The sequence below is a fragment of the Paenibacillus phyllosphaerae genome (genome assembly GCF_014192105.1).
Classification (GTDB): Bacteria; Bacillota; Bacilli; order Paenibacillales; family Paenibacillaceae; genus Paenibacillus_Z; species Paenibacillus_Z phyllosphaerae.
Map to the genome: position 1 here is coordinate 934,090 of NZ_JACHXK010000001.1, position 26,077 is coordinate 960,166.

The window sequence follows — 26,077 nt, forward strand, 5'->3', positions numbered from 1 at the left end:
GCTATCCGATCCTCCGATCTGCCGTGAGTGCCAGCATAATCTCGCAGCGCGTCAGCTCCGCAAGCGCCTCGTCGTATTCGCCAAGCCGGTTATGCAGCATCGCCAGCTCCGTCAGGATATACGGTGCCTGCGGGGAATCCGGCATCGCCGCGAGCGCCTGCCGGTACATCGCGATCGCTTCGCGCAGGCTGCCGCTCTTGCCGTGGCGTTCAGCTTCCCGAATCGCCTCTTCTTGCATGAGGCGCGGGGCCGCCTCTTCCCGGGCAGGCTGCGTTTCTTTTGCCCCGGCTGTCGTGGAAAGAACGCGCTCCTCCGCGCGGGTGGCCAGCTTGATGTAGCTTTTCAGATGCAGCTCCAATACCCGGTCGAGCGTAAAATACCCGAGCGCCCGCTCGCGCCCCTCCCGGCCGATCTCCGCCCGCAGCTCCGGATTGCCGATATAGGCGAGCATGCCTTCCGCCAGCGCTTGCGGGTTGCGCGGCTCCACCAGAATGCCCGCGTCGCCGAGTGCCTCGGAGATGCCGCCTACATCGGTCGCCACGACCGGCTTGCCGGTCATCATCGCCTCGACGACCGAATACGGGAACGCTTCGGATATGCTCGAGAGCACGATAATATCTCCGCTCTGGTAAGCGGCGGCCATCTGCGTCGCATGACCTGCGAAGATGAAAGCATTGCCGAGCTTCAGCTGCTTCTGCAGCTCGACGCATTCCTCGTAATAGGCCGGGACGCTCACCGAACCGTAGACGATGAACTTGGCGTCGGGCTGCAAGTCGAGCACGATCCGCGCCGCTTCCATGAATGTCTTGATATCCTTGATCGGGTCCACGCGGGCGACCATGACCATGACCGGCGCCCCGGGCCTGCGCGGCGGCGCTTCCTTGAACACCTCGGTGTCGATGCCGTTGTAGATGACGTCGATTCGCCTTTTGGACACGCCGAACTGATGCTCCCAGCGCATATTGTATTGGCAGACCGGCGACACCTGGTCGGCGAACGCGTAATTGACGCTCGTGATCGAATGGATCATCCGAATGAGGAATTTGCTCATGAAGGTGGAATACCCCCGGTTCGACAGCGACAAATACTGCTCCCGCAGGTAGATGCCGTGCTCGGTCAGCATGTAAGGCGTCTGGTTCAGCTTTTTGGCCAAGATGCACGGAATGCCGCAAAAAGCCGCCGCCGAGGAATGCGCCACATGGACCGGCGGGATCGGCGTATTGACGATGTTGAAGAACCGGTACACCCAGCCGAGGCTCTGCACCAGGCCGTATATATCCGGCTGGCTCAGTCCGGTTCGTTTGTCGGAGGCGGCCTTCAGGATCATTTTTTTGTAGTGCGCCCACACCTGCTCGTTTTTGAACGTCGCCTTATATTCGTAGCGCTCGAAGTAGAGATACAGGCCGAGCAGAATGTCCGCGAACCGGTACGGGTTCTTCACCTCCGCGATCAACTCTTCGATCATCGCCGTGAACAGCGGCAGAAAATGCTCGCGGACCGGTTGGTCGCCCGTCTCTAGCTTCTGCTGATAGGTGTGCGGGAAAGGGACGCTTAGGTGCTCGCTCGGCTCCTCGGTTCCCCACAGCGGCACCGCGTACAGCGTGCTGTCTGCCGGCAGGCGGAATTTCTGCGTCACGAACGGGTTCATCGTGATGCTGTAGACGATGAATTCCACGGCGCTCAGCCTGTTGACCAGAATGTCGCACCACGTGCTGACCCCTCCTTGATGGAACGGATAGGTCCCTTCGGTCGTGAGCATCACCTTTAGTTTGCCCTCCATTGGTCTTCGCCCCCCCCTTTATTCCCAGTTGTGTTTAGGATGAGCAGGTGCGGCTAATTTTAGCCGGGAAACCAAGGGCTGCTGCCCTTGGAGCCCGCGAGCTAGGGCTGCCGCCCTTGTGACCCGCCTTGTTGCGTAGCTAGGGCTGCCGCCCTTGCGACCCGCTAATATTGTTTTAGGGCTGCGCCCTTTTGAACCTCTTTTTTTATCCTCGCCCCTTCACTACCTTTCTCCCTCGCCCCTTCCCCCTCCATTGGAGAGGAACCAGAGGGCAACTGCCCTCTGGACGCCCGTAAGGGGCTAGATTCGTGACGCGGCCGTCTTCGATCTGTCCTTTCGAGCGTGGAGACGCTTTTGTCCTTGCGGATTGCAGTAGTTATGCAATCTGCTATGGACAAAGCTCTGACTTCGAGCTTCGTTCGCGGCTTTTATGCCTTGTGGTGGTGACCTGATTGTTCGGCGTTTGTGGCTTCATTCGAGCTGACTCTCGCTTGACGTCCACTACGTGGACACGCTTACTGTATTGGGCTCAAACAAACTGGCATGATTATTCGTGAGAGGGGTTCGTAAGATAGTGGGGGAATTCAAGCAATATGTGATATCAGCAAGAAATATGTTAAAGATAAAATCATAAAAAAGGAATATAATGAAATGAAGTACGGAGCTTGTTCAAGAAGAGGCGTTTCGAAAAAGGGGTATAAAAACAAAAAAACCACCTTGTAGGTAGTTAGGGTTGTTCGAATGCTTTTGCGCGGCCTCTGGGACCGAGCTACTCACAGTTCTATGTACGTACCATCGCATCCGTGAATGAGACGTAACGTTGTATTGATATATTAAACAAAAAACATACACTTGTCAAACGTAGGTGAGGAAAATGGCCGAAGAAATTAAAACTGAAAAATTGAATATTTTCTTTGATGAGAGCGGAAAACGAAAAGACAAACCTACGTTAATGGGCGGAATGTCTATACCTGCTGTTTTGTACAATACAGCACACTTTTCAAAAATGTCCCAAAAATTACGTGATGGCGAGATCAATTTGCACTGGAAAGAATATTCAGGCCACGCAACTACGCGGGAAAACATTAGGGATGCCATTTCGCTGATAACAAATCACGGAAAATTCATTAAATGCACTGTAATTAATTATGACTTTTCCCTTATCGAGAAAAAAGGGTTTGCTTCTTTTATGGCCGAGCAGATGATATACACAAAGTTCCCGGAACGGATCATTTACGGACTATTGAGAAGATACGGTAAGAATCTATACATTGAAGCTGACATCAAAGTCGAAAAGTCCCGAGAGTACGAAGACTTTAAACTTAACGAAGTCATGAAAGAGCAGCTCAACATCCAATCTATTTATCGTGGAGAACAGTTCATCATTAAAGAGAGTGAGCTTATTCCCAAAAGAGAGGAGATTGGCATTGAGTTGACGGACCTCCTTTTGGGATTAATGAGGACGGTAATATTAAATAAACCAAGCAGTTTTTCGAACACAGTTAGGTTCAAGAATGAACTAGTCATCGACCTTATCAAGAACGATAAATTCTATTCATTCCTAGAGAATATTCGTTTCTTTGAATGGACTCACTCAAGAGAACTAACGGAAGTGAACTTTAGCGATTATCTCCAATTATTTATTGCCAACAACTACGATCAATATTTAATGCAATAATTACTCCTTAAGAAGATCATGCACGTCGTGCCCTCGTTCAACTCCAGACGCAATTAAAGAAGCCTCCCTAGTCTGGGAGGCCTTGTTCATTAGTTATAAGATGCCCTTCTGCCACGAACCAACTTCTCGGCGTAGAATGCCGCGTAGGCGATCGCGGTAACGATCATCATATCGAAACAAACGTTGAACAAGAACAGATGCTTGGCCATGTCCGCCTGACCGTCGCCGAGGATCGGGATCAGGAAGGAGAAGATGCCCACCAAGCCGATTAGCATGAACAGCTCCACTGCCCTTCGGCTGCGGACTTGCGGACGGCGCAAGTATTCGTACGCCGCGGCGGCGTAGTAGAGCAGATAGACCAGCGCGATGAACCATAGCTTGTTCGGCAGCTGGTGCAGCTTGAATTCGCTCCAGACGCTGTACACAGACGTGACCGCTCCCGGCGGCTTGCCCGCTTCCTTCTCGTAGTTCCCGAGGTAATAGGGACGGATCGTCATCCCATTCTCGGCGGCGTATTCCATCTTGTCGATGAGCCGCCCCGGATGCTTCAGGTAGAACAGCAGGATATCCTTATGCGAGATCCGGTCGTAGAAATCCGGCTTGAGTGAAGGGTCATTTTGCTTAATGGCGGTATCCGTCTGAAAATAATTCGTGCCAGCCAGCACCGATAATCTCGGTGGCAGCCCCAGCTCCTCCAGATCCCCTTCGACGTCGGGCGAACCGTTCATCACGCCGAAGAAGACCGTCTGGTACAGATTGATATGCTTCAGATCCTTCGGCGCCGCGACATACATGATCACGGCGATCAAGAAAAGGGCCGCCGACCAGCCGTACGCCAGCTTCCGCCAGCGGATGTCCCGGCCGAGTCCGGCGAATCGCAAGCCGATGATGGCGAACGCGCCCCCGATCGGGGCATTCTGAATCTTCGAACAGGCCAGGAACAGCGTCGAGAGGAAGAACAGCACGAGCAGCTTCCGCGACGGCCGCTCTTGGCGGGTCAGCAGCAGCCCAAGCCCGATGGTCAGCAGCATGAAGACGTAGGAGACCGGCTCCCCGAAGAAGGAATTGAAATAGGCCAAATACCCGATATCGCACAACATGACGAAAGCGCATAACGCAACGGCAATCCCCGTCCAGCGCGACAGCTTGCTCCCGTACCGGACGAGGCAGTAGATCGCTGCCGTCATAAGCACGATGTAGAACGCGCCGAGAATGCGCACGTCAAAAGCCGAGGGATGGAACACCGCCCCGATCACTCGCGCGGCCAGCACCAGAATGATCTGGGTCGACACGTATGCGCCCCGGAAGAAGGAATCGTAGCTGAACTGCGCATGGGCGTATTTGAAAAACTGATCGTCGTATGAAGCCGATGGATCGCCGTAATTGAGCCCTACCGTACCCATGACGCGCAAAAAATCGCCATTGTCCGCTACGCCGACGAATGGCCGGACCAGCAGCAGCACGATCATCAACACAGCAGCGGCCGCAGCCGTAATAGCTGCAAGTGAAGCCAACTTTCTCATCTCACGCTCTCCCACTCTATCTTTTCTTTGGCCTTGCGGAACACGAGCCATCTTGAGCCGATATACCCCAGAATCGTGTAGAGCCCGCTTCCGGCCAAGGCCGCGATATTATGTATCGTCCGCTCCGTCATCTCCATCTGCAGTCCGGGCAGCAGCTGCCTGGCCAGCACCTCCGCCCCCTTGTCCGCCAAGCCGTAAGCAAGAAGCCAGCAGCCGAGGGTCAGCAACGCGAATCGCCAAGCCGTGCTCGCGATACCGCTCCCGGAGCGGAACGTGAAGCTCCGGTTCATGAAGAAACTGTTCACCGCTCCGAGCGTGTTGCCGATGAAGGTCGACGCCCAATAGCCGAACCCCAGCCAGTTGAGGCAGATGTAGATGAGCGTCAGGCCGATCAACGTATTCATAATGCCGACCAGCACGAACCGGACGAAGCTGTGCTGCAGCAGCTTCATGGCGCAACCCTGCTATGCTGCAGCGATTCGGGCAACAGCTCCGTCTCGACCGTATAGAGCGGACGGCGCTTCACTTCCCGGTAGATTTTGCCGACGTATTCCCCGATCAGCCCGAGCGACACGAGCTGCACGCCCCCGATGAACCAGATCGAGACGATCAGCGACGTCCAGCCGGAGACGGCTTCCCCCGTCAACTTCGCGATGATCGCATAGAGCGCAGCCAGCAGACTGACGCCGAACATGATGAACCCCGCCGCCGTCACGAGCCGGATCGGGCGGATGCTGAGCGACGTAATCCCTTCCAGCGCAAAAGCGATCATCCGCCGCAGCGGATATTTGGACTCCCCGGCGAACCGTTCCAACCGGTCGTAATACACGCTCGTGCTGCGGAATCCGATCATCGGGACGAGTCCCCGCAGGAACAGATTCACTTCCTTGAACCGCTCGAGCTCATCGAGCGCCCTTCGGCTCATGAGGCGGTAATCGGCGTGGTTGTTCACGACCTTCACGCCCATCCGATCCATGAACCGGTAGAAGCCAAGCGCCGTCGTCCGCTTGAACCAGGTATCGGTGTCCCGGCTGCGCCGCACGCCGTAGACGATCTCGAAGCCTTCGATATATTTGAGGACAAAATCCCGGATCACGCGCACGTCGTCCTGCAGATCCGCGTCGATCGAGATGACGCAGTCCGCAAGCACCCTCGCCTCCATCAGCCCGGCAAGCAAGGCGCTCTGATGCCCGACGTTCCCCGCCAGCTTCAGGCCCGCCACATGCGGATGAAACGCGCGATGCTCGGCGATCAGCTCCCAGGTGCGGTCCTTGCTACCGTCGTCCACGAACAGCATGAAGCTGCGCCCCGAGATCAGCTCCTCGGCGATCAAGGCGGACAGCACCGCGTCAAGCTGGGCGATCGTCTCTCCCAGCACCGCCTCCTCGTTATAGCACGGAACAACGATCCCGAGCACTGGACGTTCCTTCATTGCACGTTCACTTCCTTTCCTCATTGCTCACGCACCTATTTACTTTACTAGTTTTACCCTATTTTTCCACATTCGATCAAGTTCGTGCCCCGAAACGCTACAAAAAATTCATATCCTCGAACGCTGCTAGTAAAGAAGACGATGTTGTCCCGAAAGTAGTTGCGTTAGAAACATGGTTCATCTCGCTTCAACGCATACTAAGGGCATGTTGGCAAACCTAGGCGAGCTTGGAAAGGTGGACGAATGCATGACAGAGCAACAGCAGCAGATTGTGCTCATTAACGGAGCCGGCTGCGAGGTCGGACGCGCGGCCGCGAAGATGTTCGCCATGGAGGACGCGATCGTCATTCTATGCGATCAGGAGTCGGAGACGCTGCAGGAGATTACGAACGAGATTTTTCGGGCAGGCAAGCAAGCGACGATCTTCTTCACCGATGTGACGCAGCCGCTGGAGGTAAGCGCGATGGTGCAGCAGGTGATCGAGGAATACGGCGTGATCGACGTGCTGGTGAACAATACGACCAACCATGTCCGGCGCGCGGAGAAGGAGCGGGCATTCGAGTATTACACGCAGTTCTTCGAGGATCTCGTGACGAGCGTGTCGCTGGTAACCGCGTCTGTCCTTCCGTACATGCGGGAGCGGAAGTCCGGCCGGGTCGTGCACATCATGCCCGGGGTTATCCACGTCGGCGAGAATGGCTTCCCGGCCTATGCCGTCGCCCAGTCGAGTCTGCACAAAATGACCCAGGTGGCCGCAGCTTCCGAACGCGAGCACGGCATTCTGATCAATATTCTGAACCCCGGCGCGATCCGCACCGAACTGAATCCGTTCTACGGGGAAGAGCCGGAGACCATTCTCCCGATGCTCGGCAAGCTGGCTTCGCTCCCGGCAGGCAGCAGCAGCGGCATGTTGTTCAACGTGAACATCATGGATCATTTAGGCCAAATCTATCTGGAGAATCTATTCGATGACGAGGAAGTCGCGTACATGGACGATCCGGATGGCGCGCTCGATATGGAGGAAGGCATGAAACGATAACAAACAACCTCGTATGCGGCAAATCGAGGGAAAAGGATTGGCGGATAGCTACTATACTGCAGGGAAGTTGGTATGCGCGGATACATTACGTGATAAACATTTCAGTACTGTTAGTCCCGATGCCTACTGGACTATAATGGAAATGCAGTCCAAACTATTACGCCATTCCGGAGGTCTTGTCCTTATGAAACCGATCCCTCTTGAGCAACGCGATATAACGAACAGCCGGCTTGTGCTCGGTTGCATGCGCTTCGGCGGCAACTGGGACGCCGCAACTCCTCTCACCGACGAACACTACCGGGAAGGACATGCCGCAGTCGACGCGGCGCTGGAGATCGGCATCCAGATGTTCGACCATGCCGACATCTATACCCGCGGCAAAGCGGAGCGCGTCTTCGGCCAGATTCTGAAAGATCGGCCGGGGCTGCGCGAACAGATCGTTATCCAGTCCAAAGTCGGCATCCGCTTGCACGAAAGCGACGAAAACCCGCATCAGTTCGATTTCTCCGAGCGGCATATTCTATCCAGCGTTGACGGCATTCTCGAGCGGCTGGGCACCGAGTACATCGACATTCTGCTCCTTCACCGTCCTGATCCGCTAGTAGACCCAGAAGAAGTCGCAAGCGCGATTGAGCGGCTGAAGTCATCCGGCAAGGTGCGGCACTTCGGCGTCTCCAACATGAGCGAGGGGCAGATCAAGCTGCTGCAGGCTTACACGGACGAGCCGTTCATCGTTAACCAGCTGGAATTGAGTTTGCTCAAAAACAGCTTTGTCGAAGCCGGCATCCATCTGAATCAGGAAGCGGCCAAGGAGACGATTTTCCCAGAGGGAACCATTGAGTTCTGCCGCCTGAACAAAATTCAGCTGCAATCGTGGGGTCCGCTCGCCCAAGGAATCTACTCCGGACGCGATCTGGAGGGCAAGCCGGAGAATATTGTCCGCACCGCCAAGCTCGTCCAGCAGCTGGCGGAGGAGAAGAATACGACGGCCGAAGCGATCGTGCTCGCCTGGCTCATGCGCCATCCAGCGGGCATCCAGCCGGTCATCGGCTCGATCAATCCGGACCGCATCCGCGCTTGCAAGGATGCCTCCTCGATCGAGCTGTCGCGCGCGGAATGGTACAGGCTGCTTATCAGCCAACGCGGCAAGAATATGCCGTAAGCAACCAATTCTATAGGCAAAAAAACAAGCCGATCCCCTCCAGCAAGGAGAGAATCGGCTTGTTTGTTATTCACGCGGCGTATGCGATTAGTTCAAGCTTTTCGCGGCGCGATAGGCTGCGACGTATTGCGCCGAACGCTGCGCGATCAGATTATAATTGCGCTGCTTGACCGCTTCGGTCGTCAGGTCGGAGCCGATACCTACGGCTACCGCTCCCGCCTTAATCCATTCGCCAAGGTTGTCGAGGGTCACGCCGCCGGTTGGCATAATGTTCGCCTGCGGCAACGGGCCTTTGATCGCCTTGATCATCGACGGCGAGTAGAGATTGCCTGGGAACAGCTTGACGATGTCGACGCCGAGCTCCAGCGCTTCTTGAATTTCCTTAATGGTCATGACCCCTGGCATAATCGGCACGCGGTAGCGGTTGCACAGCGCGACGGTGGCCGGGTTCAGCGATGGGCCGACGACGAATTCCGCGCCGCTGAGAATCGCTGCGCGCGCCGTCTCGGGATCCAATGCGGTGCCGACGCCGATAATCGCATATTTGGACGGGTCCTGCGTGTCGCTCGAATACGTCTTGGCCAGACGCTCGATCGCTTGCAGCGCGAAAGGTACGGTCATCGTCACTTCGATGACTTTGATACCGCCCTCGATACATTGGGTCGCCATCTCGAATACATCTTCAGGCGATTCGCCGCGTAATACGGCTACGACGCCTTCTTGCGATACTTGTTGAAGCAGCTTCAGTTTCTTCATTGCTCGTGTAAGTCCCCTTTACCGATAAGTTCAGATGGCAAGCTCGCTGCCATTCATCTGGTCCTGCATCAGTCGTGCTCACCTTGCACTTGCCGATCTGCTTAGATCATCCTCCTACTTCTTCGTCAGCGGGGAAGCGATTTCCTGCCCTTCCAAATGAACATCTCACAGCCGGAACATGCTCATTCCGTTCATTTGCCCGCATTCGCGACGATCTTACGATGGCCGGATTGACGCGATTTCCCATCGTATCCAATCGTTTTCAGAGCGATTATCGCTTTTTCAATAAAAATATAAGAAAACGCGTTTATTTGTCCTTGAAGGAACCTATTAATATTTGTATGATTGATTTGTAAATATACGAATTTCTTTCGGAGGGCTCATGCGAATAGATGTCACGCAGAAATGGCTGCCCGTGTACGAAGCACTGGCCAGTAACGTTCGGATCGAAATGATACAACTGCTCGCCAAGCAGAATATGAATATTAAAGAACTGGCGCAAGCTCTCAGCTTGAGCAGCGCCATTATGACCATGCATGTCAAGAAACTCGAGAAAGCCGGACTGATCCGCACAACGATGGTATCGGGCAAGGGCGGCGCGAAGAAGGTTTGTACGCTTATTACCGATTTCATTGAAATCGATTTCCCGACCCGCGATGAGGCAGTACCTCGCGAGTACCATTTGACGGAAGTATCGGTCGGCCATTACACCGATTTCAACGTTGAGCCGACCTGCGGCCTTGCGACGACGGAGAAAGTAATCGGGATCTTCGACGAGCCCCGCTACTTCCTCGATCCTGAGCGGGTCAACGCTAAGATTCTATGGTTCGGGCAAGGCTATGTGGAATATCGCGTGCCGAACTTCCTGCTCAAGAACGAGGATCCGATGGAGCTTGAAGTATCGATGGAGATTTCGTCCGAGGCGCCTTATGCGAACGAGAACTGGCCGTCGGACATTCACTTCATGCTCAACGGCTTTCATGTTGGCACATGGACAAGCCCCGGCGACTTCGGCGGCGGCAACCGTGGCAAGTACACCCCGGAATGGTGGTGGGACGAGATCAACCAATACGGCTTGCTCAAGGTGCTGAAGATCAACGACAAAGGAACGTTCATCGACGGACAGCAGATGTCCGACGTGACGTTAGAGCAGCTGGACATCAAGCGCAAGCAGTGGACGTTCCGGATGTCCGTCCTCGAGGATGCGGCGAATGTAGGGGGCCTGACCCTCTTCGGATCCGGCTACGGCAACTACAATCAGGATATTCAATTCAAGCTGTATTACAAGAAGGACACCACTCCGCGCGGCGAAGCCGCAGCAGTCGAGAGCTAGATTGTTCGGACAAACAAACGGCTAGGGCGATGAGCGCAAGCGCCTATTGCGCCCTAGCCATCCTCTCCATCAAGAGAGGCTAGTTATATCGACCGCTGACTCTCTAAGTAAGCCAGAAGCCTCCGGGCGCTGCCGTATGGCAGCCCCGGAGGCTTCTCTTGTCTATCGATCTGCTTAAGGCTACTTGCGCTTGCCCCATACCGCCGTACCGCGCTGATCGAGTCCCGAGAATAGCAGCGTCTCGCAGCGCTGGCTCCAGTCGTAGCCGCGGAACACCGCTCCTTTGACGATGATCGGCTCTCCGCTCAGTTCGTACACTTTGTTCCAACGCACGGTCAGCTCCGTATCGCGCCATTCGTAACGGCCATGCCCGTTCGCGAGGCTGCCGCCCGGCAGGAGCCGGATCATCTCCGAGGCTGCCAATCCATCCGACTGCCGTAGATGAACGAGGAACTCCCAGGCGCCAGGAAGCTCGGACGATCGTACCGAACGCCGGTACACGCCGGAATAACGCTCAGGCGATACGACCGGCCAACCCTCAAGCGTCCAATGGATCTCGCGCACCTGCATCGCGAAATGTTTCGGCGACTGCTCGGAACGCTCATGATGTACGATATAGTAGCGGCTGCCCTCGCGCAGAATGGAGTTGTGGCCGGGTGCGAGCACGCCGGCCTCCCCCCGGAAGCGGTAGCCGCCCATCAGCTTTGTTCCGATCTCATGCGGAGGCAAGCGGTCAATATCGGTCAGCTCGTGGCCGTTATAATCGACGTAAGGGCCGGTAATCTGCTTGGAGCGGCCTACGCGCACATTGTAATTCGAGAATAAGGAATCATAGGAGACGAACAAATAGTAATAGTCATGCTCCGGATGGTAGATGACGTAGGGTCCTTCCACCGCTCCCTCGCGGGTTTTATCCCTGCGGGCGATGAGCGTCCCGAAGCCCGGCAGCAGCAGCTTGCCGGTTGCCCGGTTCAGCTCCGCCGCGTAGATGCCCCCGAAGAAGGAACCGTAGACAAGCCACAATCGGCCTTCCCGGTCGTCCACAAGGTTCGGATCGATCGCATTGGGCGCGTCGGCCGGACTCGTCTTGACGACCTCGCCCAGATCCGTCCAAGGGCCTTCGATCGATGAGCTCACCGCCACGCCGATGAAGGATTGGTTCTTGCCGAACTGCGAGGCGCAATAATACAGATAATACAGATCGCCGATCTTGCATACTTCGGGTGCCCACATGCCGACTGCGCCTGTCCATGATTTGGCATCGGCCGGTACGCCGTCCATCGCATAGCCGACCCAATCCCAATGGATAAGATCGGAAGAGCGCCGCACCTGGATCCCACCGCGAAACGTGAACCCCTGCATGTCGCCAGCCACCGTGTCCGTCGAGAACACATAATACAAATCGCCATCCTTGAAGATCGACGGGTCATGCGTATTATAGATGCCCCAATTACGCTCCTCGAGATCAAGCGAAGTATCAGCCAGCAGCCGCTTATAGTTAAGCGCTTCCATTATAAGATCAATCCCCCCGCAGCATAATCAGACCAACAAGCTTTCTCAGTGGATAATTAATAATTATGTTATTCGCTTAGTAAATTTATTATATACCTAAGAAAGGGGTTTCATCAACTCCCGTTTGTAAAAAGTTCCCTGCTCCCGCATGAATTGCCACCCGTACCGCCCACTCGCAAAAGACAAACAAGCCTCGCCTGCGGCCCCGAAGAGATCCTCTTCAAAGACGTCAGGCGAAGCTTGCCAAGCAGGGGAAAAATCTAGCTAAACGCATAATCCCCCTGCTCTAATGCGACAAGAGCAGGGGGATCATTATGCGATGCGAGTCTTATAGTCGTGACTTACTTATTGCCACAGGCAGTCGGATCGGCATAGCCGCCATGCCGCAAGTCGGAGGCCGCTTACGTACGCAGCTGGCCTAATGCACGCTGGAGTTCGGCGGCCATAACCGCCAGGTCGTCCGCCGAGGCTTCAAAATCGACGACCGATTGCTTTTGCTTCACGGCCGCATCCGAGACGAATTCCGCTCCCGATGCCGTCTGCGACGAAATCGAAGCGACCATTTTCATCGAATCGGAGATTTCCTCCGTGCTTGCCGTAATCTCTTCGATCGCCGCGGATACCTGCTGAATCTGGCCGGATACCTCGTCGATCGCCTGCTGGATGTTCGTGAAGGAGTGCCCCGCATCCTTGGCGATCGTCATCCCCTGCTCTACCTGCTGCCAGCTCGCATCCATAACGGAGGAGGCATGGGCAGCCTCGGACTGCATGGCCATGACACGTTCTTGCACACGCTCGGCCGACTGCGTGGAGCGCTCGGCGAGCTTCTTCACTTCGCCGGCCACGACGGCGAAGCCGCGGCCTTGATCGCCGGCGCGAGCCGCCTCGATGGAGGCATTAAGCGCGAGCAAATTCGTCTGCGTTGCAATCTCGGACATCTCATTCATAATCTGCCTAATATCCTTCGAACGGTCGACGAAGCCGTTGATGACGCCCGACAACGCCTGGATCGACTCGTGAATGGTCGTCATCTGGCGGACGACCGCTTCCACGTTCGCTTTGCCGTCACCGGCCAAGTTCGCGGATTGGATCGAGTGGCCGGTTACGGCCTCCATGTTTTGGGCGATATGCCCAATGCCTAGCGCAATCTCGGCCACTGCCTGCACATTACGGCTCAAGTCTTCGACCTGCTTGTCCGTCCCGATCGCAACCTCGCGCATCGTGCCTGTAATCGACTCGGATGCTTCGCGGGTCGTCTTGGCGCTTTCCTTCAATCGGCCGGAGGAATCCGTAATCTGCTCCGATGTTACGCTGATGCTCGTAATCATGCCCCCAAGTTTCTCGAGCATCTGATTGAAATGCTGCGCCATCTCGCCGACCTCATCCTTCGATTTGACGCTTAGACGCTGCGACAGATCGGCATCGCCCTCGGCAATCTGCTTCAGCTGTCGGCCCACGAGCTGAATCGGCTTCGTGATGCGCTTGGTCAAACCGAACGCAATGATAATCGCCGCGACGATCGCGGCTGCCGTAATGCTCAGACTGGCGATCATCGTGAAGCTCCGGTACGTCTCGATATTGGCTTGCTTCGTATCGATCTCCGTTTTGAGCGTACCTTGCAGCTCATCCAAGCTTGCAAGCACGTCGTCGGCTGACATTTGGGCAAGCAGCGTCTCTGCGGATGCCTCGCCGCTTGCGCTGTAGCTGTCGATCGCGGCCGTCAGCTGGTCCAGATACGTCTGCCAGTTTTGTTCCAGCTCCTCGACGGCAGCCAGCTCGGACGTTGTCAGGCTTTCATCGCTCTTATACATATCGAAGAAGCTGCTCATTCTCTCCACGCTGCTGTCGTACGTCGCCCGCTCCTCTTCGCCCCCGGTGAGCAAATACCGCACCGCGTGGTCATCGACCTGACGGACGAGATTGGTCATGTATTGGAAGCTCGACAGCTGGTCCAGCTGACGATTCACTTCATCTGTCGTCATCGTTACTTTCGTTTGCACCAGGCTGCTGCCTGCAATGGCGGCCACGAATAGCAGCGTCACGCCTAGGAAGCCGCTAATGATTTTTCCTCGTATCGAACGCAATCGTTGTGTCATGATGCTTCCTCCTCTTCCTGCCGGTATGGTATGCGAAGCTCCTCCAGCCCTTTGCCGCTGCGGAGCATGCCGATGAATACATCGGCGATTGCCGGATCGAACTGCGTGCCTTTGCCCTTCTCGATCTCGTGGATGGCCTGCTCGAGCCCGAAGCTGCGCTCGCGGTAGACCCGCTTCGAGACCATCGCATCGAACGAATCGGCGACGGCCATGATTCGCGCCGTCAGCGGGATCTGCTCGCCCGAAAGCCCCTTGGGGTACCCGCCGCCATCGTAGCGCTCATGATGGTGCAGGACCATATCCAGAATCCCGTTATCCTTCAGCTGCGGGATATGCTTCAGAATGTCGTAGCCTTTGGCGCTGTGCGATTTAATCGTCTGGTACTCCAGATCGGTCAGTCGCGAAGGCTTCTGGAGCACGGCCTCCGGTATGCCGATCTTGCCGATATCGTGCAGCAGCCCGCCGATATAGATCGACTCGAGCTGCTTCTTCGGCAATCCCATCTCGCGCGCAATCTCGGTCGCCAGCCTGGCGACATGGTCCGAGTGGCTGGCGGTATACGGGTCTCGCGAGTCGAGCGACTTCGACATCGCCAGAACGATATCGAGCGTATTTTGCCTGGCGTGGATGTAATTCTTCGCTTGCCCCCGGGAGACGGTCATGAGCAGGAAGCTCAGCGGCAGCTCCATCGTCAGGAATGCGAAGAGCGGCATCCCGTGCTCCCGGAATCCATGGTGGATGGCCACCGTCAGCAGCACGATCGCGCCCGCTACCCAAGCCGGCTGGCGATAGAACGTAATGCCCGCCGCCACGATCGTTAAGGTATAAAGCAGATACAGCACCAGCTGCTCCGCTTGCATGATACTCAAACTCATATGAATCACGAAAAATCCACAAGTCAACACTCTCATCAACACAGGATGATCGACCCATTTGGCAATGCCGATCGACGATAAATTCATCCGCCTTACGCCCCTCACGCTGTCATTTCCCTAGTTCCGTTGAACCAAGCATAAAGGCTGAATCTGAAATGAACCTGAAATGAAAGTGAGCGGCGGGTAAATTTCTCCCCGAGCCCCTCCCTTTGGAGGGAACCAAGGGCTTCGCCCTCTGGACACCCCTTTATTTCGCCTCCCCCAAGCCCCCTCCTCCGAGGGGGTTCCGAGGGTTATCACCCTCTGGACACCCATAATCAGCGTCGCTCGTTACGCGGCCGTCTTCGATGTGTCCTTTAGATGGTAGCCCGCTTTTGTCCTGGCAGGTGGCATGCTTATGATGCATGCCACCTGCCGCTTGGACAAAGCTCTTGGTTCGAGCTTCGTTCGCGGCTTTGATGCCTCGTGGAGGTGACCTCAACGTGGTGCGGACAGCCTAGCTGCGTGCTGGGCTTCGCTTGACGTCCCCTGCGGGGACACGCTTTACGTAACCAAGTAACAAAACCGTCGTTTCACTCCTTGATCGGTTTGCTCTTTTTCATTGACTGTCAAAACTTGGGTCACTAAGATAGCTATAGAGATTGAGGTGACTTTTTTCAACACAGCTCAGAACGATAGATAAGGAGGCCCCATGGACCCCACCACAAAATCAAACTTTCTAGACCACCATGCCGCGGCAGGCGCTGCTCGATTCGGGATCAGTCCCGCCGACCTGACGTTTATTGGCGGCTTTCAGAACTTTATTTATGCCTACATGCGGGACGGGCTGAAGTATATGCTTCGTTTTACTCCGAGCACGCTTCGCACTTTAGAAGGGATTGCGGCTGAGCTCGAATGGATTCGTTATGTGGCAGAACATGGGTTGTCGGTCTCGGTGCCCGTGCCGTCGGTAGGCGAGGAGGATATCGAACGAATCCAAGGCGTAGGGATCGACTTCTACGCGACCTCCTTTACTTACGCCCCCGGTCGTAAAATCGGATACCCGGAATGCCTGGGGAACTCCAGCCTGTATGAACAATGCGGGCGCATGACCGGTCGGCTCCATGAACTGTCCAAGGGCTACCAGCCTCGAGCACGTAGACATACCTGGGAGCACAATGCCTACCTCTTGCAGGCAAGAGCTTATATCCCGGCTGAGCAGGAGGACGTTTTGCTGGCCCTTGATGAACTTCTAGCCGAGGTGGCTTGCTTGCCTGTGACGGATTTTGCTTTCGGCCTTATTCACGGCGATATCAATGTGGGGAATTTCACGGTGGATGAATCAGGCGAGCTGACGCTCTTCGACTTTGACGAATGCCAGTATAGCTGGTATGCCGAAGACATCGCCGTCCAGCTCTATTATTTGTTATATGTATTCGGGGAAGATTCGAAGGCCGAGCGGCTGGTGCAGTACGAACTGTTCAAGGACCATTTTGAAAAAGGCTATACCGAGGAGGGCCGCCAGTTGCCTGATGGTTGGTTAGCTCAGCTCCCGCTCTTCCTGCGGCTGCGCGATATGATCGTGTACGTCGGGATGCACCGAAGCTGGGATTTAAGCCAGCCCGATGATTGGACCAGCGACTTTCTGCGAGATTGCCGCATGCGGATTACGAGCGGAATTTCATTGATAGACGGGTTAAACGGAACCACTTCATAAGGAATTGTTCACGGACATAGGAGGAAAGAAATGCCGGCTAAAAATGATTGCGGCTTATACACGATGTGCATCGCACAAGACGGGGACCGGATCTTATTGCTCAACCGCCCCGACGAACGGGGCTTTCCCGGCTATATCGGTCCGGGCGGGAAAGTCGACTTTCCCGAAAGCATAACCGAAGGGGCCGTACGCGAGCTGCGGGAAGAAACCGGATTAATCGCTGAACCGGAGGACCTCGTCTTCAAAGGCATCGACGAATATGTCGTGCCGGCAACGAATTACCGCTATATGGTCTTTAATTATCTCGTCCCCTCATTCGAGGGGGAATTGCTTACCGATCCTCCGGAAGGCGAGTTGCATTGGGTCACGGTCGGCGAGGCGATGGACTTGCCGATGCAGCCATGGTTCAAGCGCAGACTGCCGCTCTTTTTCGAGGAAGGGACCTTCGAAATATCGGTCGTATGGGACGAGGAACGCGATTGCGCGATTGAAGACAAGCTGAGAAGGCTGGGCTAGCCGTTTCAAGCTACGCTAAAGGGCTGATATCCCCAGCGGATATCAGCCCTTTGTCGTTTCACGCGCTCGGCCTACGAGCCCTTCAGCTCTATCTCGCGGCTCCGATACTGGCCGGGAGTGAGTCCCGTCCATTTTTTGAATGCGTTCTGGAAAGCGCTCGGTTCGGAGAAATGGAGCAAGTACGCGATCTCGCTCACGGAATGGGCGTTCCTACCCAGATAGCTGACCGCCAGCTCCTTGCGGACGCGCGCGGACAAATCGTTGTAGGAGGTCTGCTCCTCGCTCAGCTTGCTCTGCAGCGTCCTCGTGCTCATGTTGAAATTCACGGCCGTCTCCTGCAGCGTCGGGAACGAGGCCGGCATGCACCGCATCATCCATTGGAACACCTGATCGGACAGCGCATTCCCGTGGATCAGCCTCTCCTTGGTTTCGTCCGCCAGCTGTTCGAACAGTACGAGCAGCTTCGGATCGGCGTACAGAATCGGATACTCCAGCACCTCCTTGCCAAGAACGAGCACATTATCGCCGCAGCCGAAACGAGGCGTGACTCCGAATGCCGCCCTGTAGGGCTCTATCGCGGCAGGCGCCTCGTGCATGAACTGCACCTCATGCAGCGCGATGCGCCGGTTGCTGAGCTTCCCCATCAGCCGATACAGCGACGCTGCCATATCTTCGATACAGTGGCGCGACAATCGGATCGCCGAATTGCTCGCGTACAGCCGGATCCGCACCGCTTCCCCATGCTCCGCCCACTCCAAGTTAAAACCGTTCACCAAAATCACATTGTATCTCCGATAAGCCGCCAGCGCGTCCTTCACCTGCTGGGAGTGCATCATGACATACCCGAGAATGCCCATATCCGCGATGTCCATCAGCTGCCCTTGATGAAGGCCGAAACACTCGTCGCCGGTATAGGCCGCTGCGGCGATCGTCAGCCGTTCAAGCTCCCGTCCGGATATGCGTGCTTCCGGGTCCTGCAGCAGGCCGGAATCGAAACCGGCATAGTCGAAGAACGCCTCGACCTCGAGCCCCTTATGAACGATCGTTTTCACGATCGGATAGATCATCGATATGGCCACTTCCTGTTCCACGATCGTCCCTCCCCTCTCCCTATTTGCGCATTTGCTCACGATTCTTGCGCCATCCATCACTTCGCGCTGCGCTGCCGTCCGTTATGCTAAATACAGCATATCACCATCAGATGGAGGAGAGAACGCATGAAATCGAAAATTCTAATCCTTAACGGCCATCCCGACGCGCTTAGCTTCTGCGCGGCGCTGTCAGCGGCTTACGCCGAAGGGGCACGCACCACGAACGCCGAAGTCCGCACGCTCGCCGTCGGCGAACTTGCCTTCGAGATCAATCTGAAGCACGGCTTCAGGCAGCGGACCGAGCTCGAGCCGGATCTGCTGCGCGCGCAGGAATGGATCCGGTGGGCCGACCATATCGTGATCGTCTACCCGACCTGGTGGGGCACTTTGCCGGCCGTGCTCAAAGGATTCTTCGACCGCACCTTGCTGCCGGGGTTCGCTTTCCGTTACAAAGATAACGGCATGTTGCCCGAGAAGCTGCTGGGCGGGAAGAGCGCCCGCGTCATCGTCACGAGCGACACGCCCTCCTGGGTCAACCGTCTCTTCTACAAGCAAGCCGGCATTCGGGTCATCAAGCAGCACATTCTGCAATTCTGCGGGATCACTCCGGTGCGCATCACGTACTTCAGTCCGGTCACCAAATCCGCGGAGAGCCCGCGCGCCAGCTGGCTGGCGCAGGTGAGAAAACTCGGCGAGAAGCTGGCGTAGGACGGCATGCCCATTCGTGTTGCTATCTCTTTTGCGGGCCATGCCGCAACAAAAGGGTATCCCAGGCCATCGAGACGGCTCTGAGATACCCTATTCCGTTACATTCGCCTCCGATGCCATAAGCAATCTCCTCCGGCGGCGATTCCGATGCCCGCCGCATACCGCAGCAGGTCAACAGGGAGAAATCCGTGACCGAGCACGAGCGCGCCTGGCGTGGTGGCCCGGATCGCATTCATCCAGTCCGCTTGATAAAGCTGGCTGCATTCGATCGCCGCGGAGAAAACGCTGCTCCAAATCACGCTAGCCAGAATGGGGCGATGAGCGAGCAGCATCCGGAATCCGGCATACACCATCGCGGCCCACAGCGCGTCGCCGGCATGGCTCGCTATGAATGCCGGCAGCTGCCCGCCCATGGCTCGGACAGCTAGCCCCAAGCCGATAAGCACGCAGACCGCGCAAGCATAGCCGAACCGTTGAGTCATGAAGCCGCTCCGTAATATTGCCGGAGCGCAGCGATTAAGCCCAGCGGATTGCGGCGGAGATCTTTGGCGCTGAAGAAGATGTCGCCCGCTACCTCATCGACCTGCTCGTTGTACCGCAGCTGGCTAATGATCTCCTGCGCGCTCTGCCAGCCCGCTTCCGTCGTGCCGACCTTATACGGCGAGTGGCCGATATAGAGATCTACGTCCGTGCCGCGAACCTCCCTTGCCCACCAATCGACGAGCGTATCGTAGCGAGCGGCGCTGAAGGAGAGGCTCCAGTAAATTTGCGGGGCGACATAATCGATATACTCCTGCTTAATCCACGTACGGACATCCGCGTACATGTTATCGTAGGCGGTCACGCCGGCCTTCGTATCGGACCCTGTCGCATCAACGGATTTGTTGCGCCATACGCCGAACGGACTGATGCCGTATTGCACGTCCGGCTTCGCCTGATGCACCGCCTCGCCGAGCTCGCGCACGAACGTATTGATGTTGTTCCGGCGCCAATCCCCTTTGCTTAGCATGCCGCTCGCATTATACATGGCGAATGTCGCATCATCCGGGAACGTGCCGCTCGAAGGGTAGAAGTAATCGTCCAGATGCACGCCATCGACCGCATAGCCATTCACGACCTCCATCACGGTGTCGATGATGTGCTGACGCGCGGCCGGGATTCCAGGGTTAATATACAGCTTGCCGCCGGATTCCACGATCCACTCGGGATGCGTGTTGGCCACATGCAGCGGATCAAGCGCGTCGACCTTCTGGTCGACAGTCGCGCGGAACGGATTGAACCAGGCATGGAAGGTCATCCCCCGCTTATGGGTCTCCTCAATCATGAAGGCGAGCGGGTCGTAATCCGGCGCTTTCCCTTGGGTGCCCGTCAAATATTTCGACCACGGCACGAGCGCCGAGGGGTACAGGGCATCGCCTGAAGGCCGCAACTGGACGAATACCGCATTGAGCCCCATCCCCTGCAGATCATCCAGCAAAGCGATGTACTCCGCCTTCTGCTGCTCCGACTTCCCGTATGAGCTCGTCGACGGCCAATCCAGGCTGTAGACCGTCGATACCCAGGCCCCCCGCAGCTCCTCCGGCTGCGTCCCGCCGCCCGTTCCCGCGTCTGGTTCGACCGGCACGGGCGATGGCCCTGTCGGGCTCAGCAAGGTAATGATCTGATCCTTCTGATTCCACAGCACCGTCAGACCCAGCTGCTCGCTGACGAAGCGCAGCGGCACCATAATCCGTCCTGCCCGTGACTGGACGGTCGCATCGAGCGCTATCGCGCGGCCATTGACGCTCGCCGTACCCGCTCCGCTCGTCATCGTAATGGTCGAGCTGCCATCGATAATCGTGACAGTCTTCGATTGCTGATCCCAGGCGATGCCCGCACCGATCCCTTCGCTGATGAACCGAAGCGGCACCATCGTCACGTTCAGCTTCGGCACGACATAAGGGGCGACATCTGCCTCCACCAGTACCCCGTCCAAATAAATGCGAATCTCTGCCGCTGCTCTTGCCTGCCCGGCAGCTCCCCCAAGTCCTGCGACAATCCCAATGCAAGAGATAAGCATCAGCATGAGCCATTGGCGTGTTCCCTTGAACTTCATTGCTCCTCGTTCCTCCCACTTTCACTTTCCAGTTATTGCTTCCTAGCACCTTTAGACGCTCCATAGCGGGTGTTTGTTGCGCGCCAGGCTCTTTTCTCCCTCATGCCTGCTCCTCTCTATTATCCAAGCGAAGTAAAAAAGCCCCGATCCCAGGCTCGCAATAGGCGATACCGGAATCGAGGCTATGGTTCGATTATCAAACGTATAATGGCTATTTGTAAGGCAAGTGCTCGACGTAGCTGTCCGACAGATGGAGCAGCTCGAGCGCGCGCTCCGATTCATCCTCGGTTGCACCGTCCGCTTCAACCGCATTGTCTTCGACGCTATAATTGGTGCCATCCTCGAACGAGATGCCCGGAAGGAACATCACGCTGTCATTCACGAATGACCCGGTTGGCAGGAAGTGGCGCATGGGCAGGATATTCGATGTGGCATTCAGCAGATCCTGGCCAAAGTGAATTTGGTTATCCAAGGAAATGCCCACCAAATTCGCAACCGTCGGCAGGATGTCGATCTGACCGCCCGCTTGTTCCAGCTTCGCCGGGTAGGTAACCCCTGGCGCGTGCATAATGAGCGGAATGTTGAACATGTCGGTATAGCCGTACTCGCGGTCCATGACCTCGTTCATCAGTTCCTTCTCATGATCGTCGAGCGCATAGAGCGAGACGCCTTGATGGTCGCCGTAGAACAGCACGATGCTGTCCTCCCATAGACCGCTTGTTTTCAAGTCTTCAATGAACTGGCCGATCGCCCAATCCGCATAGTTCTGGGCGCGGATATAGTTGCCGACCAGCGTGTCTTCGAAGCGCTCCGGCAGCTCCATCTTATATTTCGCCTCTGGCAGATGGAACGGATGGTGCGCGCTCATCGAGATCACCATCGAATAGAACGGCTTGTCGGCCTGATCCATCTCCGTCAGCTTCTCGATCGTCTTAGGGAAGAGCACTTCATCGGATGCGCCGAAGGCGATATGGTCCTCGTCGCCGTAGAAGCTCTTGTCGTAATAACGATCCCAACCGAGCGCGTCATACAGCTCGGTCCGGTTCCAGAAAGACACGTCGTTCGTATGGAACGTAGCCGTGTCATAGCCATTGGCCTTCATCATTTTCGGCAAGCTCGGCAGCGCCTTCTCCACATATTTCTCGGTCGCCGCGCCATGCTTCGGAATATAGAGCGACGTATTGACCACATATTCAGCGTCGGATGTCGTGCCTTGGCCGACCATCGTATAGAAGTTGTTGTAGTGGAACTCTTCCTTGGCGAGCTTGTTGATGTTCGGCGTAATCTCCTTGCCGTCGATCTTCAAGTCGATCAGGAAGTTCTGGAACGATTCCATCTGGATGATGATGACGTTCTTGCCTTTGGCCGCCCCGAAGTTCGCTGGCGTCTGCGTCGCCGACAGCCCTTTAAGCTGATCGATGTTGGCTTGCGTTATCTCGCCCGCCGGCGCAGGATCTTCATCATCGGTCGTATCGGCAAAAATCGTAAAGACCTCGTAATTGAGAATCCCCATCTCTTCGGCTTGCTTCTTCTCATTCATGCTGGCGCGGTTCGGCCAAATGTTAAAGATGCAGAGCGCAATCGAGAGCACGAACATAACGCCGATGACCGGCTTCGCGATCGGCGCCACCTGCAGCGGGCGATTCAGCTTCGTCGACTTGCGGCGAACCCAGATCAATACGGCTGCAATGACGATAATATCGACGAAAATAAGCAAATAATAAGGGTCCATGAGCGAGTACGTGCTGTCCCCGACCTGGGTAACCTTGCCAGCTTGCGTAATCGCATGATAGGTCACGATAATGCCATAATATTTGTAATACATGAGTACGGTGAAATAGAGCAACGTGAACAATAAATTGACTAGGGTGTAGTAGAGCATCTTCCGTTTCTTCGCGAACCATTCAATCAGACAGAATACAACCCAGAAGAACGGAATTTCTGTCCACAGCGTCAGCCAAGAGGGGCCATCCTCGAATACGACGAACCAAGCGAGTGCGCCCTTAAGCACGAGAATCAGCGTGAATAGCAATATCCGCCGATTACCAAGCTTCATGACCAGTGACATGGTGTTTTTCATCCTTTCTGTCATGGCGCAAGTGAAAGGGCTAACGCCGTCTATAATGGCGAGAGCGCGATTCATTCCGTAGAAATAGAAGAAATTCATCCTATTTCAAATAAGGCAGCCCAGCAAGAGATGCCCTGTCTTACGCCTTATAATGAACCTTTGATGCTTGCTGCTGCAGGCTGTCGATCGAGATCCGCCCGCCCGCTTAATGCCCATCTCCCCTTATACTCACTTACCCTCGAACAGGTTCCATCCAAGCGAACGTGAAATAAAGTACAATCATACAAACAACATAAAATCAACCTTACTCCCGTTACATTTGAATGTCAAGACGATAACATTACCTCCCAATAATTAGTAATTAACTTCCAATTGTCGACGGCTTTTCCCAAGATGTCGCCATCCTCTGGCGACGCAGCGCGGTTCATTCCGGAGACATACAAGACGCTTTATAAGCGTGCAACTCAAACCTTCCCTGCAGGTGACAAAAAAAGTTCCCCGGCATTGCCCAAGCAACCGGAGAACTTCCATTTAGATGTTACTATCCGTTACCGCGAAACGTGAGCTTACTGAACGACGCCTTCTTCCTGCTGCTCGCCCTGCAGCGCCTGGCTCTTCTCGTTATTGCGCATGATGACCAGATTGCGGCAATAAATAAGGATGCCCGGCACCTGGCCGACAATGAACACCGGATCCCTGCGGTAGATCGCATAGATCGACAGCATGGCGCTGCCCAGTATGCTGAACGTCCAGAACGATTTGGTCACGATGCTGCGCTTGGCCTTCTCGCTGGCAATCCACTGCACGACGAAACGGCCGGTAAACATCAGCTGCCCGATCATGCCGAAGACGATCCAGAGCAGCTCGCCAGTACGTAGTCCCCACATCTTAATCGCCTCGAATCGTATACCGGATGACACGTTTGCGGAGCCAGCCGATGACGATCGCATCCATCAGCCCGACGAAGGCGCGATTCAGCACCCCGTATTTGCTCGTTCCGAATTCCCGTTCGCGATGATCTACAGGCACCTCGACGACGGAGAAGCCATTCATGCGGGCCAGCGTAGGCAGGAACCGATGGAATCCTTCGTACAAATAATAGCTGACGGCCACTTCTTTCTTGAACAGCTTCATCGGGCAGCCGGTATCGGTAATCGCGTCCCCCGTAATCCAATTGCGCACCCCGTTGCCGATTCGCGAGGAGACCTTCTTCACCAGACTGTCCTGCCGTTTCGTCCGCGTCCCGTTCGCGAAGTCATAGGCCTTCATATAAGGCATCAGCGTGAAAATATCCCGCGGATCGGTCTGCAGATCGGCGTCAATGAGCGCGATAAATTGGCCGGAGGCCCGCTTGATGCCGGCATAGATCGCCGAGGTCTGCCCGCAGTTGCGTTCAAAATGGATGACGGTCACATGCGGATCCTTCGCCGCGAGTTCATCGAGCAGCGGCCCGCTCCCGTCCGAGCTCCCGTCGTCCACCAGCACCAGCTCATAATCGTCCACCTGAGCCTGCACCGCTTCGGTTACCGCCGCATGCAGCCGGTCGATATTATCCCTTTCGTTATACACCGGGGCCACAACCGTCAGCTCGATCATTGGACCTGACCTCCTTTGTACCATGCAATGAATCGCTCAAGGCCCGACTCGAACGAAGTCTTCGGCGCATAGCCAAGCAGCTTCTCCGCCTTGGCGATATCCGCATCGGTCCGCTCGACATCCCCAGGCTGCTTCGGCAGCCGATCGAGCACGGCCTTCCTGCCGAGCTTCTCCTCCAGCAGCTCGACCATGCGGCGAAGGGTGATTGGCGCACTGCCGCCCAGGTTAATGATCTCATAGACCCCGCTTCTGCCTTCCACGTAGTTCAGCGCGCGGAGCGTCCCGTCGATAATGTCCCCGATATACGTGTAGTCCCGCATCGTCTCTCCATCGCCGAAGAACGGGATCGGCTCATCCTGCTCCATCAACCGCACGAACTTGTGAATGGCCAGGTCTGGCCTCTGCCGCTCGCCGAATACGGTGAAGAACCGCAGCATGACCGTATCGATGCCATACAGATGGTGGTACGTATACCCGAGCAACTCGCAGCTCTTCTTCGTCGCGGCATAGACCGAGATCGGCGCATCCACCGGAGCCGACTCATTGAAGGGCGCCTTGCTGCTATTCCCGTACACGGATGAAGAAGAAGCGCACACCCATTTGCCGATCCCATGGTCTCTCATGGTTTCAAGGATCTGCAGCGTCCCGTCCACATTGACTTCCTGAAACAAAAGCGGCTGCAGCCCCGACGCGCGAACGCCAGGCAGCGCAGCCAAATGAACGACAGCCTCAATTCGCTCCTGCGCGCAAATACGCGCAAGCGCCTCACGGTCCCGGATATCCGCCACTTCCAGCCGATAGTCGGCCGAGCGGACGAGCTCGGACAGCCGGCGCAGATCCGCCTCCTTATACCGAAAGTCGAACACAGACTTGCAGCCGGTCGCGGCCAGCACATTGCGAATCTTGGCCCGGTAATCGTACAGATCGGTAAAGACGTCAACATTAATGACACGATGGCCTTGCTGCAGAAGGGCATAACTGAGATGGGAGCCGATGAATCCTGCTCCGCCCGTGATCAAATAGGTCGCCACGCCCATCTTCCCCTCTCGCCATTGGAATCTTCTTTATCGCCGTACTATACGTTTACTTGCCCTTCATGAAAAATATACGCAAATACCCGG

Annotated in this window: 22 protein-coding genes; 7 read left to right on the forward strand and 15 right to left on the reverse strand. The window is 55.9% G+C overall.

Translation table 11 applies throughout. From position 1 onward, the window contains the following. Position 1: 1 nt before the first annotated feature. Positions 2–1,780, reverse strand: coding sequence for a GT4 family glycosyltransferase PelF (gene pelF / locus FHS18_RS03830; protein ID WP_183597118.1), 1,779 nt, complete (start codon positions 1,778–1,780; stop codon positions 2–4). An 874-nt stretch (positions 1,781–2,654) separates the two neighbouring features. Between pelF and FHS18_RS03835 the strand changes: the two genes are divergently transcribed. Continuing rightward, positions 2,655–3,458 (forward strand): DUF3800 domain-containing protein, encoded by an 804-nt coding sequence (locus tag FHS18_RS03835; protein ID WP_183597120.1) that lies wholly within the window; start codon positions 2,655–2,657, stop codon positions 3,456–3,458. 89 nt (positions 3,459–3,547) lie between these two features. Here the strand turns inward: FHS18_RS03835 and wsfD are convergent, their stop codons facing one another. Genes wsfD through FHS18_RS03850 form a run of 3 tightly spaced genes read right to left on the reverse strand, consistent with a single transcriptional unit; the run spans position 3,548 to position 6,413 of the window. Then, positions 3,548–4,981 (reverse strand): glycan biosynthesis hexose transferase WsfD, encoded by a 1,434-nt coding sequence (wsfD, locus tag FHS18_RS03840; RefSeq protein WP_183597122.1) that lies wholly within the window; start codon positions 4,979–4,981, stop codon positions 3,548–3,550. Next, entirely contained in the window at positions 4,978–5,433 is a 456-nt protein-coding gene (locus FHS18_RS03845; protein WP_183597124.1) for a GtrA family protein, read from the reverse strand. Before FHS18_RS03845 ends, wsfD begins: the two co-directional genes overlap by 4 nt. Continuing rightward, entirely contained in the window at positions 5,430–6,413 is a 984-nt protein-coding gene (locus tag FHS18_RS03850) for a glycosyltransferase family 2 protein (RefSeq protein WP_183597126.1), read from the reverse strand. The genes FHS18_RS03845 and FHS18_RS03850 overlap by 4 nt, the downstream gene beginning before the upstream one ends. 247 nt (positions 6,414–6,660) lie before the next feature. Here FHS18_RS03850 and FHS18_RS03855 point away from each other — a divergent pair, with 247 nt between their 5' ends. Together FHS18_RS03855 and FHS18_RS03860 are read left to right on the forward strand one after the other, a co-directional pair. After that, the gene (locus FHS18_RS03855; protein ID WP_183597128.1) at positions 6,661–7,452 is read left to right on the forward strand and encodes an SDR family NAD(P)-dependent oxidoreductase; all 792 of its coding nucleotides are present in this window, start codon (positions 6,661–6,663) and stop codon (positions 7,450–7,452) included. Between the two features lie 184 nt (positions 7,453–7,636). Further along, on the forward strand, positions 7,637–8,614 hold the full coding sequence (locus FHS18_RS03860; RefSeq protein ID WP_183597130.1) for an aldo/keto reductase: 978 nt from the start codon (positions 7,637–7,639) through the stop codon (positions 8,612–8,614). Between the two features lie 87 nt (positions 8,615–8,701). Here the strand turns inward: FHS18_RS03860 and FHS18_RS03865 are convergent, their stop codons facing one another. After that, positions 8,702–9,370, reverse strand: a complete 669-nt coding sequence (locus FHS18_RS03865) for a bifunctional 2-keto-4-hydroxyglutarate aldolase/2-keto-3-deoxy-6-phosphogluconate aldolase (protein WP_183597132.1) — start codon at positions 9,368–9,370, stop codon at positions 8,702–8,704. Between the two features lie 382 nt (positions 9,371–9,752). Between FHS18_RS03865 and FHS18_RS03870 the strand changes: the two genes are divergently transcribed. Next, the gene (locus FHS18_RS03870) at positions 9,753–10,703 is read left to right on the forward strand and encodes an ArsR/SmtB family transcription factor (RefSeq protein WP_183597134.1); all 951 of its coding nucleotides are present in this window, start codon (positions 9,753–9,755) and stop codon (positions 10,701–10,703) included. A 180-nt stretch (positions 10,704–10,883) separates the two neighbouring features. Here FHS18_RS03870 and FHS18_RS03875 read toward each other — a convergent pair whose 3' ends face one another. The 3 genes from FHS18_RS03875 to FHS18_RS03885 form a co-directional block, all read right to left on the reverse strand. Beyond that, positions 10,884–12,215 carry an arabinan endo-1,5-alpha-L-arabinosidase gene (locus tag FHS18_RS03875; RefSeq protein WP_183597136.1) on the reverse strand — a complete coding sequence of 444 codons (1,332 nt, stop codon included), beginning with the start codon at positions 12,213–12,215 and terminating at the stop codon, positions 10,884–10,886. A 401-nt stretch (positions 12,216–12,616) separates the two neighbouring features. Continuing rightward, the gene (locus FHS18_RS03880) at positions 12,617–14,311 is read right to left on the reverse strand and encodes a methyl-accepting chemotaxis protein (protein ID WP_183597138.1); all 1,695 of its coding nucleotides are present in this window, start codon (positions 14,309–14,311) and stop codon (positions 12,617–12,619) included. After that, positions 14,308–15,273 carry an HD-GYP domain-containing protein gene (locus tag FHS18_RS03885; protein ID WP_183597140.1) on the reverse strand — a complete coding sequence of 322 codons (966 nt, stop codon included), beginning with the start codon at positions 15,271–15,273 and terminating at the stop codon, positions 14,308–14,310. The genes FHS18_RS03880 and FHS18_RS03885 overlap by 4 nt, the downstream gene beginning before the upstream one ends. Before the next feature lie 604 nt (positions 15,274–15,877). Here FHS18_RS03885 and FHS18_RS03890 point away from each other — a divergent pair. Both FHS18_RS03890 and FHS18_RS03895 read left to right on the forward strand, forming a co-directional pair. Next, positions 15,878–16,882, forward strand: a complete 1,005-nt coding sequence (locus FHS18_RS03890; RefSeq protein WP_183597142.1) for a phosphotransferase enzyme family protein — start codon at positions 15,878–15,880, stop codon at positions 16,880–16,882. A 30-nt stretch (positions 16,883–16,912) separates the two neighbouring features. Continuing rightward, positions 16,913–17,398 (forward strand): 8-oxo-dGTP diphosphatase, encoded by a 486-nt coding sequence (locus FHS18_RS03895; protein WP_183597144.1) that lies wholly within the window; start codon positions 16,913–16,915, stop codon positions 17,396–17,398. Positions 17,399–17,469: 71 nt separating this feature from the next. Here FHS18_RS03895 and FHS18_RS03900 read toward each other — a convergent pair whose 3' ends face one another. Then, positions 17,470–18,492 carry an AraC family transcriptional regulator gene (locus FHS18_RS03900; RefSeq protein ID WP_409348527.1) on the reverse strand — a complete coding sequence of 341 codons (1,023 nt, stop codon included), beginning with the start codon at positions 18,490–18,492 and terminating at the stop codon, positions 17,470–17,472. Positions 18,493–18,615: 123 nt separating this feature from the next. On the opposite strand from FHS18_RS03900, the gene FHS18_RS03905 reads away from it, so the two are divergent. Beyond that, positions 18,616–19,197 carry an NAD(P)H-dependent oxidoreductase gene (locus FHS18_RS03905; protein WP_183597146.1) on the forward strand — a complete coding sequence of 194 codons (582 nt, stop codon included), beginning with the start codon at positions 18,616–18,618 and terminating at the stop codon, positions 19,195–19,197. A 98-nt stretch (positions 19,198–19,295) separates the two neighbouring features. On the opposite strand, the gene FHS18_RS03910 is transcribed toward FHS18_RS03905, so the two are convergent. From FHS18_RS03910 to FHS18_RS03935, 6 genes are all read right to left on the reverse strand, one after another. Beyond that, entirely contained in the window at positions 19,296–19,679 is a 384-nt protein-coding gene (locus FHS18_RS03910; RefSeq protein ID WP_183597148.1) for a ribosomal maturation YjgA family protein, read from the reverse strand. Further along, positions 19,676–21,292, reverse strand: coding sequence for a family 10 glycosylhydrolase (locus FHS18_RS03915; protein ID WP_183597150.1), 1,617 nt, complete (start codon positions 21,290–21,292; stop codon positions 19,676–19,678). Before FHS18_RS03915 ends, FHS18_RS03910 begins: the two co-directional genes overlap by 4 nt. A gap of 211 nt (positions 21,293–21,503) precedes the next feature. Further along, positions 21,504–23,360, reverse strand: a complete 1,857-nt coding sequence (locus FHS18_RS03920; protein ID WP_183597152.1) for an LTA synthase family protein — start codon at positions 23,358–23,360, stop codon at positions 21,504–21,506. A 566-nt stretch (positions 23,361–23,926) separates the two neighbouring features. Next, a complete protein-coding gene (locus tag FHS18_RS03925) occupies positions 23,927–24,247 on the reverse strand; it encodes a lipid-A-disaccharide synthase N-terminal domain-containing protein (protein ID WP_183597154.1) in 321 nt (106 codons plus the stop codon). 1 nt (position 24,248) lies between these two features. After that, complete coding sequence (locus FHS18_RS03930; protein WP_183597156.1) at positions 24,249–24,956, reverse strand: glycosyltransferase family 2 protein; 708 nt, start codon at positions 24,954–24,956, stop codon at positions 24,249–24,251. Beyond that, the gene (locus tag FHS18_RS03935; RefSeq protein WP_343060383.1) at positions 24,953–25,987 is read right to left on the reverse strand and encodes a GDP-mannose 4,6-dehydratase; all 1,035 of its coding nucleotides are present in this window, start codon (positions 25,985–25,987) and stop codon (positions 24,953–24,955) included. Before FHS18_RS03935 ends, FHS18_RS03930 begins: the two co-directional genes overlap by 4 nt. Between the last annotated feature and the right edge of the window lie 90 nt (positions 25,988–26,077).

Excerpts from the sequence above, each read along its gene's own strand:
- pelF (WP_183597118.1), bottom strand. The coding sequence starts at position 1,780 with ATGGAGGGCAAACTAAAGGTGATGCTCACGACCGAAGGGACCTATCCG.
- FHS18_RS03835 (WP_183597120.1), top strand. The coding sequence starts at position 2,655 with ATGGCCGAAGAAATTAAAACTGAAAAATTGAATATTTTCTTTGATGAG.
- wsfD (WP_183597122.1), bottom strand. The coding sequence starts at position 4,981 with ATGAGAAAGTTGGCTTCACTTGCAGCTATTACGGCTGCGGCCGCTGCT.
- FHS18_RS03845 (WP_183597124.1), bottom strand. The coding sequence starts at position 5,433 with ATGAAGCTGCTGCAGCACAGCTTCGTCCGGTTCGTGCTGGTCGGCATT.
- FHS18_RS03850 (WP_183597126.1), bottom strand. The coding sequence starts at position 6,413 with ATGAAGGAACGTCCAGTGCTCGGGATCGTTGTTCCGTGCTATAACGAG.
- FHS18_RS03855 (WP_183597128.1), top strand. The coding sequence starts at position 6,661 with ATGACAGAGCAACAGCAGCAGATTGTGCTCATTAACGGAGCCGGCTGC.
- FHS18_RS03860 (WP_183597130.1), top strand. The coding sequence starts at position 7,637 with ATGAAACCGATCCCTCTTGAGCAACGCGATATAACGAACAGCCGGCTT.
- FHS18_RS03865 (WP_183597132.1), bottom strand. The coding sequence starts at position 9,370 with ATGAAGAAACTGAAGCTGCTTCAACAAGTATCGCAAGAAGGCGTCGTA.
- FHS18_RS03870 (WP_183597134.1), top strand. The coding sequence starts at position 9,753 with ATGCGAATAGATGTCACGCAGAAATGGCTGCCCGTGTACGAAGCACTG.
- FHS18_RS03875 (WP_183597136.1), bottom strand. The coding sequence starts at position 12,215 with ATGGAAGCGCTTAACTATAAGCGGCTGCTGGCTGATACTTCGCTTGAT.
- FHS18_RS03880 (WP_183597138.1), bottom strand. The coding sequence starts at position 14,311 with ATGACACAACGATTGCGTTCGATACGAGGAAAAATCATTAGCGGCTTC.
- FHS18_RS03885 (WP_183597140.1), bottom strand. The coding sequence starts at position 15,273 with ATGAATTTATCGTCGATCGGCATTGCCAAATGGGTCGATCATCCTGTG.
- FHS18_RS03890 (WP_183597142.1), top strand. The coding sequence starts at position 15,878 with ATGGACCCCACCACAAAATCAAACTTTCTAGACCACCATGCCGCGGCA.
- FHS18_RS03895 (WP_183597144.1), top strand. The coding sequence starts at position 16,913 with ATGCCGGCTAAAAATGATTGCGGCTTATACACGATGTGCATCGCACAA.
- FHS18_RS03905 (WP_183597146.1), top strand. The coding sequence starts at position 18,616 with ATGAAATCGAAAATTCTAATCCTTAACGGCCATCCCGACGCGCTTAGC.
- FHS18_RS03910 (WP_183597148.1), bottom strand. The coding sequence starts at position 19,679 with ATGACTCAACGGTTCGGCTATGCTTGCGCGGTCTGCGTGCTTATCGGC.
- FHS18_RS03915 (WP_183597150.1), bottom strand. The coding sequence starts at position 21,292 with ATGAAGTTCAAGGGAACACGCCAATGGCTCATGCTGATGCTTATCTCT.
- FHS18_RS03920 (WP_183597152.1), bottom strand. The coding sequence starts at position 23,360 with ATGTCACTGGTCATGAAGCTTGGTAATCGGCGGATATTGCTATTCACG.
- FHS18_RS03925 (WP_183597154.1), bottom strand. The coding sequence starts at position 24,247 with ATGTGGGGACTACGTACTGGCGAGCTGCTCTGGATCGTCTTCGGCATG.
- FHS18_RS03930 (WP_183597156.1), bottom strand. The coding sequence starts at position 24,956 with ATGATCGAGCTGACGGTTGTGGCCCCGGTGTATAACGAAAGGGATAAT.